Below are 14,336 nucleotides of genomic sequence, written 5' to 3' on the forward strand. Positions count from 1 at the left end.
GGTTTCGGCAATCACCGATTCGAGTCTCGGAATCGACAATACCGTCGATTGGTACGCGTCTTCCGCTTCATTGGCATCGCGTTTGAGCTTCAGGAAATCAACCTTTGATCGAACCCCTTTTTCAACCATCGGAGCGGTCATCCGTACCTCTTCGTTGATCATGTTCAACGAATCCCGCAGATGTTCGCGTCTCGATTTAGCTTCAGAGAGTTCCTGGCGGTTTTGAGTCAACTTTTCGCGTAAACCGGCAATCTTTGCCTGTAGATTTTGACGGTTTGTGTAAAAAAGGTTTTGTTCGTTCACCATATACGCACTTTCACCGCCACTAAACGCTCCTCCGGTCGCTTCGGCTTTCAGACGGGCCGCTTTGGCTTTGAGGGCGTCGACGTTAAGCTGATTCGATTCCAAAGAGGAGAACGATTTTTCGTTTTTGACTTTGATCAAAGGTTGATTGGCTTTGACTGATTGCCCCTCTTCGATCATGATTTTCTCGATGATTCCCCCCTCGAGATGTTGAATGATCTTGTTTTGTCCACTGGCGACGACGCTTCCGTTACCGCGCGAAATTTCGTCTACTTTTGCAAAAGCCGCCCAAATAATGAAGATGAAAAAGGCTGCCAGCCATGCATACAAAACGATACGCAGACGGCGCGGATTACTTGTCAATACGGCAGCACTGAGCGAATGAATATACTCGTAATCTTTCGGAGTCAGAGGTTTGTTCGGCAGCTTATGCATGGTTTCCTCCCGATAAGAGTTTCAAGACCTGATCGCGTTCTCCGTCATGGATCAAAGCTCCCTCATGCATCACCATCAACCGTTCAGTTACGGCAAGCATCGAAAGTTTCTGCGTTACCATCAGCATCGTTTTCCCCTCCAGAATCGGCTGGAGATTTTTCATCAAGTTCTGTTCGCTTGTCTGATCCATCGCATTGCTCGGCTCATCAAAGAGTAAAATTTCAGGATCTTCGACCAATGCCCGGGCGATTCCGACACTCTGGCGCTGTCCGCCCGATAGTCCCATTCCCCTCTCCGCAACGGCCATCTCATATCCTCGGGGATGGTTTCGGACAAATTCGTCGGTCCCGCTGATTACCGCGGCACGAAACATCAGATCATCGTCGTAACGCCGCGAACGGCATAAAATATTGTCTTTGATCGTCCCCCGAAAGAGATGGACGTCTTGCGGTACGTATCCGATCGCACGGCGCAAATCGGCCGGATCGATTTGCGCGATATCCAGCCCGTCGATCAAGATCGATCCGCTTTGGGGCTGATACAATCCCAGAATCAATTTTTCGATCGTACTTTTACCCGATCCCATCCGTCCGACGATTCCAACATGTTCTCCCGCTTTTATGGCAAACGACACATTTTTCAATGCGGGAACATCCTCGTCGGGATAGGTGAAGCTCACCTCTTTAAATTCGATATTTCCGGTAAATGCCGGACGTTGAACGAATTGTTTTCCGTGCGGACGCTCTTCGGGACGGGAGATGATTTCGTTGAGCATGTCGTAAGAGGTTTTGGCATCTTCGTAGTTCGTAATCAGCGCCGCCGCCTGCCCCATAGGTGCCAGTACGCGGGAGGTCAGAATCACTACCGCGATCAGTCCCCCCATCGTCAATTCCGCTTCCTGGATCTTATAGACCCCGAACACTACGACCAATACCGAAGTGAGCTGAATCAACAATCCCGTTACAGTCGGTATCGAACTGGAGATCAGTTTGGAGCGGAGATTTTTTTCGGCGATTTCCCCGTTGCTCTCTTCCCAGTCGTACTGTACTTTTCCCGCCATGCTCATCGTCTTGACCGTTTCGATGTTTTGCAGACTCTCGATGAGAATCGCGCTCTTTTTCGCACTGGCCTCATGGGCACTCTCGATGCTCGCTTGGAGCGGACGGCGGATAAAAAGGGCATATCCGACGATTATCATGACCGTAACGATTGGGATAAAAACCAGCATCCCGCCCAAATAGCCGATGACAAAAAGAAAAATAATCGCAAACGGAATATCCACTACCGCCGTAATCGTCGCATTGGTAAAAAACGAGCGGATGGAGTCGAAATCGCGGATATTGTTGGCAAACGATCCGACCGATTTGGAGTGTGCCGCCATACGCATATCGATCACTTTTTGGAAAATAATCGACGACATGATGATGTCGCTTTTTTTAGCCGCATTCTCGATCATGTACGTACGGGTAAATTTTAAAAACGTGTCCAGCGCATAGACGATGACGACACCGATCGTGAAAACCCATAGGGTTTCGATCGCATTGTTCGGGATCACCCGGTCATACACGTTCATCGTAAACAGCGGTGTCGCCAGTACGAGCAGATTTACCAGCAGTGTCGCCCATAGTACGTCGGTATATATTTGTTTCGAAAGACGCAGCGTCCCCCAAAACCAATGTTTATGGGCAATATGGAGGGTGCGCTTGTTCTCTTCCGAATAGGTATATGCTTTTTTCAGCATATACGCGTATCCCAGATACTCCGACTCCAGAGTATCCATCTCGATCCACTCTTCGGAGACGACCTCTCCCGGATAGATGACTTTCGCTTTTTTACCCTCTTTGTCTATTGCTTCGAGTATAAGTGCGTTCTCTCCACTCATAACCAAAATAACAGGTAACTGCAACGCCAGCATATCTCCGATAGAGCGTTCGATCAATGTCGTTTTCAGTCCGGCCCGTTCGGCGGCACGTGAAAAAAGGGATTTCGAGGAGTTGCGGGAGAAGAGAAACTCCTCCTCTTTGTAATCCAGAGGCAGACCGTCGCTGAGTGCTTCGGCGCTGAAAGGTTTGTGATAGAGCGCGGTATAGGTAACCAGCGCTTCGAGTAAGGCGTCATTGCGGTGTGCGGACATCGTTTTATTTTCCCGAGTTCATGTACATTTTAACTTCGGTACGCCGGTTTTGCGCCCGTCCCTCTTCGTCATCGTTAGAGGCGACAGGAGCGTTTTCTCCCATTCCGCTTGAGGAGATCCGCTCCGGTGCGATTGCATCGCCGATCAACACACTCTCCAATGCCTTCGCCCGTCTGAGCGAAAGGGACTGATTGCTGCTTTCGCTTCCGACATTGTCGGTATGACCGACGATCTCGATGCGATACATCGGATAATCGTGCATAAAACGCTTCAATTCGTCGATTTGCGCCGACGAACTTTCCGGAATCACCGCCGAAGCGGTAGGGAAATTGATATGAAGCGTTACCTCCCTCGGGCAGCCGTTCTCGTCTACCGTGTACCCTTTAGGGGTATCGGGACACTTGTCGTTTGCGTCGATAACTCCGTCGCCGTCGCTGTCGGTTTCGACTTTCGGTTTCGGAGCGGGAATAGTTTTAGGCACTGCTTTCGGAGCCGGTTTTTCGACTTTAGGCGCATACAGCGTCACCATGACACGATAATTCAATGCCCGCGCATTTTCGTCATTTTCGAGATAAAGCGGCTGCGATCCTTCACGGCATTCGGTTACGATGTTGCTCTCGGCAACATGATGATCGATCATTTGTTTTTTGATTTCCGCGATCGCACGGTCACACACCGCACGGTTCTCTTCGGGATCGGAGACCGATTCCATCAGCGTGTTTTGCAAAGAGCCGAAAAAAGTGCTCTCCTGCGCCACTTCATGATTGATCTCTTTATCGCGCCGCGTATGCCCGATCACGCTGATCGTATAAGGGACTTTTGCCTCTACATAACCGTTGATCGATTCGTACATCTTATCCATATCGGACGTTTCGGCGTTGATCGTTACCGGATTGCCCGGAGTATAATTAATCGCGTCATAACGGATAATGCGTTCATACTCTCCGTAATAGAGCGTATTGTTTTTATCCGCATCGGCCACTTCTTTGATACCGTTATATCCATAATCGTATACACCTGCGTTGAGGGTTGAAAGCAATACAAGACTTAAAGCGATTGATTTCATTATTTGTTACCTCCGTTTGATTGGTTCTTAGCCGTTGCCGATTCGGATTTGAAATCGATTTGCGCCTGTTTCGTGCATCCGTAAGGCATGATAACGTCGCCCGGTTTGGAGTTGTCGCATAGATCGACGTTGTCCGGTATGCCGTCGTTATCCTGATCGAGTTTGACCGGAAGCAGATCGTTGATGATTTGTGCTTTTCCCGAATCCAAATTCACTTTGGAGGTATATTCGCTGATATCGCCTAACACCGCTACGACCATCAACCCCATCGCATCGAGGATACGGTATCTGGCGTACAGTTCGTCATACTGGGCATTGATGATGTTTTGGCGTGATGCGATCAGATCGTTTTGGGCAGAGAGCAGATCGAGCATCGAACGACGCCCCATATCGAACTCGTCTTTATAGAGTTCCAGCGTCGTCTCGGAATATTTTTGGTAGTCGTATAAATCGACGAGCTGTTTTTCAAGATATTTATAAGCATTCCACGAGAACTCGATTCCCTCAAGCGCTTCACGCTTGGATTCGAGCATGATTTGCGTTTCTTGATTGATCGTGCTGATCCCTTTTTGCTCCTCAGCACTATCAGCACCGCCGCGGAACAGATTGTAGTTGAGGACAAGACGGGCACGGAAACGGTCATCCGCCTGATCGAAACCGTTTGTATGGCTGACGTCGTTGTAAAACTGGCTCACTTCCAGATCGATCTTCGGATAATATCCCTTGATCCGTTCACGCATCAGCGACTGCGCCCCTTTCGTGTTGTAACGGCCTACGAGGATTGAGGGGTTGTTGTCTACCGCAATGGAAGCCGCCCGTTCAAACGACTCGGGCATCATCAGTTTCAAGTCCGGTTTTTCCAACGTCATCGGATCGACATCGCGCCCCACCATGCGGCGAAATGTCGCGAGGGTATCGTGGTAATTATTCTCCTGAACCGTAAAATTCGATTTGGCCAAAGAGAGTGAAGAGTTGATTTTATTCATCTCCGATTTCGTCGTTAATCCGGCGTTATACAGATCGCGCACTTTATTGAACAAATCCGTATTAATATCGATGTTCTCTTTTGCCGTTCCCATAAGCTCTTTCGCACGCAAGACATTGAGATAGGCTCCGACGGTACGAAACGCGATGTCGTTCGTTTTTTCCAGGTAATTGTATGCCGCCGCCATGATACGTGCTTCTTGATAATCCACTTTATGACGGGTACCGAATCCGTTGAAGAGATTTTGGGTTAAAATCAACGAACTCTCGTAATTGGTATATTCTAATGCCGGAGTTCGGATATGATCGTTCAGTTCACCCGCATGGTTGTATCCTGCGGATGCCCGTAAATCGAGCGAAGGAAGATACTCCGCCGTCGCAATTTTCAGATCCTGCTGTGTTGCTCTGAAGTTATTGAGGCGCTCTTTGATGATAGGGTGAGATCGAAGTGCTTCTTGCACACTCTCATCGAGTGTCAAAGCACTCAGGCTTCCTCCCAATAGTAATATCAGCCATAAACGCGACATCTTTTTTCTCCTTTTTAGCGTTATTTTTTTACGAATTATGTAACTATAAAGGTCAAATGTGTGCGAAATGTATTAACAAAAACTTATAATAGTATTCACCTTTTTTAAAAACGCGATCTAGTCGCGTTTTTAAAGCTTTAAAAGTTTTAAAAGAAATTTGGATATTCTATAAGTATGAATAAGGCTTATCTCGATAACGTACTCGACAACTCCGTTCACTTCTCGGAACATAGCTGTGCTTGGAAAATCATTCTCCCTATGTTGCTGGTCGATAAATTCGTTTTGGACACATCTGACGCAAAACTTGCCAAACTGGGATTGCAGCGTTCCGACAGTGACGTCTTGGCTTCTCTTTTTTTCAACAACAATCTACTCTCGCCTACACAGTTATACGAAGCGATGCTGTTTTCGTCGGGAGGAATGACTAAAGTACTCAAACGGCTGGAAATGAAAGGGCTTATTTCGCGTATCCCTTCCACGGATGATCGCAGAAGTCTTTTGGTGAAGCTGGAAGAGAAAGGTGAAATTCTTATACGAAATGTTCTCTTTGAGATTGCCGAATATCAGTCTAAGCTGCTCAGCATCCTCGACGAAGAGGAAAAACGGGTCATTGAAAAAGCGTTCAAGAAATTGGCCTATGCTCTTCTCGTGGATGAGGCATAGGGATTGTATTTACTCCGCTTGCGATTGCCAGCCGCCGCCTAGAGCTTTATATAAGGTAATTTGATTTGCAAGCTGCTGCACCTGCAAACCGACAAGATTCACCTGAGCATCCAATTCTCCCCGTTTGGCGTCTAAAACATTCAAATAATCGACATATCCCGCGTCATAACGTATTTGAGACAAGCTTAGCAGTTTGACGTAGGCATCTATCCCCTCTTCCTGTGCCGTGATTTTAGCGTTGGAAGATTCGATCTTTTTTAAAGAATCGTACACCTCTTTGAAAGCATTTTTGACACTTTTGGCATATTGGATTTGCGCCGTTTCTTTTTTAGATTCGGTACTCTCGACCTGATTTTTAATCCGTCCGAAATCGAGTAAGGGGACATTTAAAGAAGGCCCTATACCCCATACTCCCGCAGAATTTTGCATGAGACGGTTTAGTTCCGAACTCTCCAAACCGATATTCCCGCTCAATGATATCGATGGAAAATAGGCAGCTTTGGCAACACCGATATTAGCATTCGCCGCACGAAGCATCTCTTCTGCCGAGCGGATATCCGGGCGTCTTTGCAGAAGATCGGAGGGGATACCGGCGGGAATCGAGAGAGGTTTCGGAAGTTCCGTAACCGTCGTGAATCCCATTTCGCCCATCTCTTTCGGAGTCCGCCCGACCAATAATGCCAATGCGTTTTCATTCAACGATTTTGACTCTTTGAGCCCTTCCAGCGAGAGCTTGGCATTGGCGTATAAGGTATGGGCCTGTTCCGCCGTCATCGGATCGATCTCTCCGAAACGGTGTTGACGCAGGCGATATTCATATCCCTCTTTAAATGCTTCGACGCTTTGTTCGGTTATCTCGATTTGGCGCTTGATCGCGACTAGATTGAAATAAGCTTCTGCGACACTGCTTACCAACGTAATACGAACCGTATCCCGTTCCGCCTGTGTTGCCGTAAACTCTGACAAGGCGGCATTTTCCTGATTTTTCAGTTTTCCCCAAAAATCGATTTCATATCCCAGTGTCGCCGACAGACCATAGGTATTATAGATCATCCCTCCCATAGGAGAGAGCGATTCTTCGCTCGTTTTCTGGCGGGTGGCCGACGAGGAAGCATTCAAGGTCGGATAGCGTTGTGCTTCACTCAGACCCAACAGCGCTTTTGCCGTATTGACGTTGCTGATGGAGAGCTTCAAATCGTCGCTGTTACGGAGCGCTTCGTCGATCAGAGCATCGAGAGAGGGGTCTTGGTAGCGTTTCCACCACTCGGCCGTCACAATCTGTTCGGTTGTATTGGTGTCACCTTTCGCCGCTGGAAGTTCCGGCGTCTGGATCTGCAGATTCGGTGCCAGCGAACAACCGCCGATGCTCAAGGCTAGTGCCAATAATAAAGATATATTACGCTTCATGTTGAGCCTCTTTGCGTTTAAACTTATTGGTCAGTTTCATAATCAAATAATAAAAAAGCGGAATAAAAAAGATCGCCACTACCGTCAACAGCGTCATACCGCTCACCACCGTCGTACCGATGATATGGCGGCTATTGGCACCCGCTCCCGTGCTGATCACGAGAGGGAGGGTACCGCCGATAAATGCCAACGAGGTCATGACGATCGGACGGAACCGGATCGTCGCACCTGCGATCGTCGCATCGTACAGGCTCATCCCCTCTTTGAGTTTTTGCTGTGCGAATTCAACAATCAAAATAGCGTTTTTAGCCGCCAATCCGACCAGTGTCACCAGTCCGACTTGGAAATAGATATCGTTTTCCAAGCCCCGCCAATAGACCCCCAGCGACGCCCCGAGCAGAGCAAAAGGGACGGTCATCAAAACGGCAAACGGAATACTCCAGCTCTCGTACAATGCCGCGAGGATCAGGAAGATAAAGACGATCGCGTACACAAAGGTATTGTTCCCTTCTGCAGCCAGTTTTTTCTCCTGATACGCCGTACCCGTCCACGCGATGGAGTACCCTTCCGGCAATATTTTGCTCGAAATCTCTTCGATAATACGCATTGCCTCTCCAGAGCTGTATCCCGGTGCCGGTTCGGCAGAAATCTGTCCCGCCGTAAACATATTAAAACGCTGTATTACACTCGGTCCGACGACACGTTCGGCATGCACCAGGGAGCTGATCGGGATAAGCGCACCGCTTGCGGAACGGACGAATACGTCGCTATAGTCCTCTACATCGTCGCGGTAATTCGATTCGACTTGCAGATTGACGTGGTAAACGCGTCCGAACATATTGAAATCATTCGCATATCCCGAACCGAACGTCGTCCCCAATGTGTCGTAAATATCGGAAATTTCGACGTTCATTGCCTTGGCTTTGTCTTTATCGATTGTGATATGATATTGCGGAACCTCCGTATTCATCGTGGTACGTACTGCTCTGAGTTCGGGCCGTTTGTTCGCTTCCGCGACGATTTGACCGACGTAGTTGCTGAGATCTTGAATATCTCCCCCTTTTCGATCCTGAACGTACATATCAAAACCACCGGTCGAACTCATACCTATAATGGCGGGAAGATTGACCGCAATGACCATCGCTTCTTTATTTTGCGAAAACTGCCCCATCAAAGAGCCGACCAGAGCCGTCGATTCCTGTTCCGGCGATTTTCGCAGCGACCAGTCCTTCAGCCCGGCAAAAGCGACCCCGGCATCGGATTTAAACGCGAATGTCGCGAAATCGATACCGCTCATCGCTCCGACATAATCGATATTCGGATTGGACGATGCGGCTTCGATCACCTCTTTTTGAGCATTGACCGTCCGTTCCAACGATGCCCCCGGCATCAGGTACGAAAGGATCAATACTACCCCTTTGTCTTCTCCCGGGACAAGCCCTGTCGGAAGCTTTTGGGTCATCCAAACCGCCGATGCGATCATTACCCCGAATATTAGAACGTTCAACGCCGCATATCGGATCATCTTTTTAACACCGGCACTGAACCACAACGTCAAGCGCTCGAAGAATCGGTTGAAGAGACGAATAATGAAAATCGGCTCGGATTCGTGCTTTTTCAAAAAGACGGCGCACAACGCCGGAGTCAGCGTCAATGCCACCAAGCCCGAAATGGCGACGGAGATGACGATCGTCATTGCGAACTGCTGATACATGACCCCGCTGAACCCTCCGCTGAGCCCCGCGGGGATAAAGACGGCCGAGAGGACCAATACGATGGCGATAACCGGTCCGGCGATCTCTTTCATCGCGACGACCGTCGCTTCTTTGACCGTTATTTTTTCATCCGTCCTTAAAACCCTCTCGACATTTTCGATAACGACAATGGCGTCATCGACGACCAGCCCGATCGCCAGAATGAGGGCGAACAGAGTCAAAAGATTGATCGAGAATCCCGCCATGTACAAACCTGCAAACGTCCCGATGATCGATACGGGAATCGCCAGAACCGGAATAATCGTCGCCCGCCAGTTCCCCAAAAAGAGGTAAATAATGATAACGACCATAATAAACGCTTCCAAGAGGGTGTGCTTAACCTCATTGATCGACGTTTGGACGAATTTGGTCGTATCGTACAAAGAGGTATATTGCACATCTTTCGGAAACTCTTTGGACGCTTCGGCGAGTACTTTATCCAGTTCCGCCGATACTTCCAGCGCATTTGCCCCCGGTGCCAGAAAGACTCCGGCCACCGCCATATCCTGTTTGTTCAACATCCCTTTAAGCATATAGCGCTCGGCACCGAGTTCGACACGGGCAACGTCTTTGAGATGAAGCGACGATCCGTCTTCGTTGGAACGAACCAGAATGTTACCGAACTCCTCGGCCGTTTTGAGTCTCCCCTCTGTAGTGACGGTATAATCAAACGCCTGATTGGAGGCAACCGGTTCTTCTCCGATATGTCCGGCGGACATCTGGACGTTTTGCCCTTCGATTACCCCTAAAACATCCTTCGGAGTTAAGTTATATGCGGCCATTTTATCGGGACGGAGTCAAATCCGAACGGCATACTCTTTACTCCCGAATAAAAAGGCATCCCCTACCCCTTTGATCCGTTTGATGTCATCCATGACGTTAATCAATGCGTAGTTGTTCAGCCACAGCGCGTCATGCACTTCCCCTTTTGAGGTAAATCCGACAACCCGCAAGATATCCGGAGAACGCTCGCGCACGCTGATCCCCTGACGTCTTACCTCTTCGGGCAGTTTGGTCAATGCCACCTGCACACGGTTGTTGATATCGACATTCGCCGCGGCCGGATCGGTTCCCGTCGCAAACGTCACGCTGATACTGAGCGTTCCGCTCGGTGATGCGGTCGAACTCATGTAAATCATGTTTTTCGCACCGTTGATCGCATCTTCGAGCGGTGCCGCAACCGTTTTTGCCAACGTTTCGGCATCAGCACCGGGGTACGTCGCCTGAACCATGATTTGCGGAGGAACGACGGCAGGATACTCTTGAATCGGGAGTTTATTAAGACCGATCAACCCCGCTAAAATGATAATAACCGACAATACCGTTGAAAAGATAGGCCGGTCGATAAAATATTTGGAAAACATACTTATTTCCCTTCGGAATTGACGACTTTGTCAATCGCAACGGGCGCACCCGGCTGAATGCGGAAAAAATTATTGACGATGACGGTATCCCCCGCTTTCAGCCCCTGCTCGATGATAAAACTATCGCCGCTCTTTTTGCCGAGTTTGATCGGACGTATTCCGACGACTCCTTTATCCACAACCATGACGATTGTCCCCATTTTGTTTTGCAGTACCGCTTTTTGGGGAACGGTGATCGCCGCTTCCGCATGGACACCGACGATATTGATCCGACCGAATGCTCCGGGGATCAATGCATTATTCGGATTTTTCAGCCGCGCCCGTACTTTGATACTTCCGGTATTGGCATTGATCTGGGGAGCGACATAATCGACGATACCCGAATAGAGCGTACCGTTATAATTGAAAGAAACTTGGAGTTTTCCCCCTTTTGCGAGGTTTTGAAGCGAACCGCCCGCTTTGCGGACATCGACATCGGGGATCGAAAACTCCGCATAAATCGGATCGACCTGCGTGATGCTCACCAGAGGTGTCCCTGCTGAGACGACGTTTCCGACATCAATTTGTTTCATTTCGACGATTCCGCTGATCGGTGCTTTAACCGCCGTATAATTCAGATCGATTTTAGCCGACTGAAGCCGTGCTTGGGCAGATGAGACATCCGCTTTAGCCATTTCGTACGCCGAGAGGCTGGCATCGTATTCTTTCTTGCTGATCGCATTGTTTTTAAAAAGATTCTCGACCCGTTCCCAATCCCGCTGCGCGTTGGTAAAAGCCGCTTTTTTAACTTCCAGATCGGCGCTGCGTTCATTGACTAAAGCCGCATAGCTGTCCGGCTCGATCCGATAGAGCAAATCCCCTTTTTTGACAAGACTCCCTTCCGTATAGAGTTTTTGGATCAATACCCCGGTGATTCGCGAGGTAACCGTTGCATTTGCCAATGCGTTTAAACGTGCCGGATACGCAAACGTAACCGGAATCGGCTGAGCCGAACCGACTTTGTAAACATCCACCTTTGGAGCCGGCTGCGTTTGTGCGGCAGGTGCTTTTTGAGCCCCTTGCAAGGACAACGGTATCACTCCGACAAGGATAGCCGCACTTACCGATAGTACCGGATTCGTTATACGTTTCATTCTTTCTCCTAATGAATTATGTCAACTCATATCAATAAATCTTTCCAGAAAGATATCTTTTTACGACTTAGAATTACCTTGCCATCCGATAATAAATGATTTGGCAGCGTTCAAAGGAGAAGATTCAAAGAAAAAAAAAGCTTGAAAAACCGCCAACATGACGGCAATGCGACGAATTAGAAAAGGGTATATCCGATTTTTGCCAGATTTCGGATAGCAGTGTCATCACCCATTTTTTTCCGTAATCTCAAAATCAGATTTTTGAGAGCTCCGTCGGACATCTCCTCATCCAAAACCTGTGAAAAGGTTTCATAAGGGATAATCTGACCCCGATTGGAAAGAAGCAACTCAATCGCATGAATCTCATTTTTGGTCAGAGCCGTCTTTTCCCCGTCTTTACGGATAAACGATTTCGCAAAATAGTCATACGAAACGGTGTCGTTGATTTTTGCCAGCAGCAATCCGTGTGTTTTTAACCTGTCGACGGCACTATAGAGCACCTTTATCAGTTCGTTGAATTCGATGGGTTTGCGGATATAGTCGACTAAATTGAGTTTGCACGCCGCCAACAAATCTTCGGTCGCAATCGAACCCGAAACGATGACAATCGGAACTTTGTCGTTTACTTCGCGGATTTTTTTCGCAACCTCTATCCCGTTTAGCGATCCCATATAAATATCGAGGATCACGATATCGACAGGATTGGTTTTATAGATGTTCAATGCCTCTTCACCGTCTGAGACGGCATATACTTTTCCGACGACAAGCTGCAACGTTTTCTCGGTAATCTCACGCAATGTCATGTCATCTTCGGCATACAATACGGACAAATTTTTATAAGCACGTTCCAAATACTGTTTAACCGTCTTACGCGTAAGTTCATCATCCAAGATTTCGTCATAACTTTCCAGTGCCTGATCGGTAAAGTTGAGTATCGCGTTCAACGGTGTACGAAGCTCGTGCGATACCTGATCGAAAAATTTCGTCTTCGCTTCCAGAAGCAATAACGCCTCTTCTTTTGCTTTGACCATTTCGGTAATCTCGTGCCGGATGGAGAGAATCTCGATTACCTCGTTTTCCTGATTTTTAATCGGAATAATCGTCGTTGCAAAATAATGCGGTTCTCCCTTTTTTCCGACATTTTTCAAAACCCCTTTCCACACGCCGCCGCTTTTAAGATTCTCCCACGATATATGCTTACACATCGCGTCGTTATCCGATTCGAACAGTATCGCCACATTTTCTCCGACCAGCTCTTCCATTCGGTAATGCAATGTCCGGCATAATGAATCGTTCACATAGGTAATAGTGCCGTTGAGATCGCATCGGGCGACAAGATTGGAAATATCGATGGCTTGATTGTATTGATCGAGGACGTATTGAGTATGGGCTTTTTCGTAATTGCTGGTTTTCAACCCCTCTTCCAGTACGCATTTGTAACTCATCATATCGGTAACGTCTGAAAGGGTAATCACATAAACCTGATGCGTCGAATCCAGAGGCGTGACCGAAATCGAAAACGTAAAAATTTTCTCTACACCGCTGATACCGACTTTATAGTGCTCTTTTTCGTGCGACAATACATTTTCATACCAGCGTCGGTTAAGATACCCCTCATACACATAGCCGTATTTATCAATGTGCAGAAAATAGTTGTCCAAGCGAAATGCCGGGTCAAATACATCCAGAGAAATGGTTGCGAAAAAGTCGATGAAAGCCTTATTAGCATCAATAATACGTTCACCGTCTATAACGGCGATCATGCCGTCGGTTAGATGAAAAATAGACTTGTAGTAGCGGTATGTGGGATCATCATGTTTCAGGGTCAGTTTTAATTGCTCTTTCGGCGAGAGGGTATGCATTTCATCAGACATCATCGTATTCTTTTCACTATGTTTTACGGGAAAATCCCGTTCTTCAGGAATTATAGATGATAGCATCAAAAAATCATAAAACTATCATAGAAAAAAATCGTATCTTTTATTCTTCTTTTCCGGCTTCCAACAAGACGATCTCTTCATTCCGAGGCAGCTCGCTTTGTTCGTGAATCTGTTCCAATTCCTGCGGAATATGCGGAAATATTTTTCGGATCGATTCGCGCAGTTTGACAATACTGAGCGGTTTCAGTAAATAACCGCTTGCACCGGAACGGATCGCCTGAACGACCATATCCCCCTGCCCGTGCGCAGTTACCATCACGATTTTCGCCTCTTTGTTTAAGCCGATAATCGCTTTAACCGCACTGATACCGTCCATCTCCGGCATCGTAATATCCATCATCACCAAATCCGGTTGGAGCCGCTCATACAAAGATACCGCTTCTAGCCCGTCTTTTGCTTCGTGAACCACTTTATGTCCCAATGCTTCTACAGTTTTACTGATGTTACGGCGCATAATCAGCGAGTCGTCTACAACAAGTACCTTAAGTATCACAATTTCCTCTTTGCTATTGTATTTGCGGTTATTGTCGGTCTCTATTCTACACCGACTTTTCTTGCATCAAACTTTCATAAACGATAAATAATCGTAACCGTCGATATCTCTCCGATCGCTCTTTCACAGGAAA

8 protein-coding genes and 2 pseudogenes are annotated in these 14,336 nt (G+C 47.8%); 1 reads left to right on the forward strand and 9 read right to left on the reverse strand.

Annotated elements, in window-relative coordinates:
• The 4 genes and pseudogenes from Q0389_RS10525 to Q0389_RS10540 form a co-directional block, all read right to left on the reverse strand.
• Window positions 1-738: pseudogene (locus Q0389_RS10525) on the reverse strand (HlyD family type I secretion periplasmic adaptor subunit); the annotation flags it as partial.
• Window positions 731-2,872 carry a type I secretion system permease/ATPase gene (locus tag Q0389_RS10530; protein WP_298694012.1) on the reverse strand — a complete coding sequence of 714 codons (2,142 nt, stop codon included), beginning with the start codon at window positions 2,870-2,872 and terminating at the stop codon, window positions 731-733. The gene Q0389_RS10530 and the pseudogene Q0389_RS10525, both read right to left, overlap by 8 nt.
• A 4-nt stretch (window positions 2,873-2,876) precedes the next feature.
• Window positions 2,877-3,938 (reverse strand): OmpA family protein, encoded by a 1,062-nt coding sequence (locus tag Q0389_RS10535; RefSeq protein WP_298694013.1) that lies wholly within the window; start codon window positions 3,936-3,938, stop codon window positions 2,877-2,879.
• A complete protein-coding gene (locus Q0389_RS10540) occupies window positions 3,938-5,449 on the reverse strand; it encodes a TolC family outer membrane protein (protein WP_298694014.1) in 1,512 nt (503 codons plus the stop codon). The genes Q0389_RS10535 and Q0389_RS10540 overlap by 1 nt, the downstream gene beginning before the upstream one ends.
• Before the next feature lie 174 nt (window positions 5,450-5,623).
• On the opposite strand from Q0389_RS10540, the gene Q0389_RS10545 reads away from it, so the two are divergent.
• Complete coding sequence (locus Q0389_RS10545) at window positions 5,624-6,112, forward strand: MarR family transcriptional regulator (RefSeq protein ID WP_298694016.1); 489 nt, start codon at window positions 5,624-5,626, stop codon at window positions 6,110-6,112.
• A 9-nt stretch (window positions 6,113-6,121) separates the two neighbouring features.
• Here Q0389_RS10545 and Q0389_RS10550 read toward each other — a convergent pair whose 3' ends face one another.
• From Q0389_RS10550 to Q0389_RS10570, 5 genes and pseudogenes are all read right to left on the reverse strand, one after another.
• A complete protein-coding gene (locus Q0389_RS10550; RefSeq protein WP_298694018.1) occupies window positions 6,122-7,519 on the reverse strand; it encodes an efflux transporter outer membrane subunit in 1,398 nt (465 codons plus the stop codon).
• A pseudogene (locus Q0389_RS10555) lies at window positions 7,509-10,637 on the reverse strand (multidrug efflux RND transporter permease subunit). Before Q0389_RS10555 ends, Q0389_RS10550 begins: the two are co-directional and overlap by 11 nt.
• Window positions 10,638-10,639: 2 nt before the next feature.
• Window positions 10,640-11,770 carry an efflux RND transporter periplasmic adaptor subunit gene (locus tag Q0389_RS10560; RefSeq protein WP_298694020.1) on the reverse strand — a complete coding sequence of 377 codons (1,131 nt, stop codon included), beginning with the start codon at window positions 11,768-11,770 and terminating at the stop codon, window positions 10,640-10,642.
• Between the two features lie 176 nt (window positions 11,771-11,946).
• Window positions 11,947-13,710, reverse strand: coding sequence for a response regulator (locus Q0389_RS10565; protein WP_298694022.1), 1,764 nt, complete (start codon window positions 13,708-13,710; stop codon window positions 11,947-11,949).
• A gap of 40 nt (window positions 13,711-13,750) precedes the next feature.
• A complete protein-coding gene (locus Q0389_RS10570; RefSeq protein ID WP_298694024.1) occupies window positions 13,751-14,203 on the reverse strand; it encodes a response regulator in 453 nt (150 codons plus the stop codon).
• Window positions 14,204-14,336 lie beyond the last annotated feature (133 nt).

Source organism: uncultured Sulfuricurvum sp. (genome assembly GCF_937936435.1).
Classification (GTDB): domain Bacteria; phylum Campylobacterota; class Campylobacteria; order Campylobacterales; family Sulfurimonadaceae; genus Sulfuricurvum.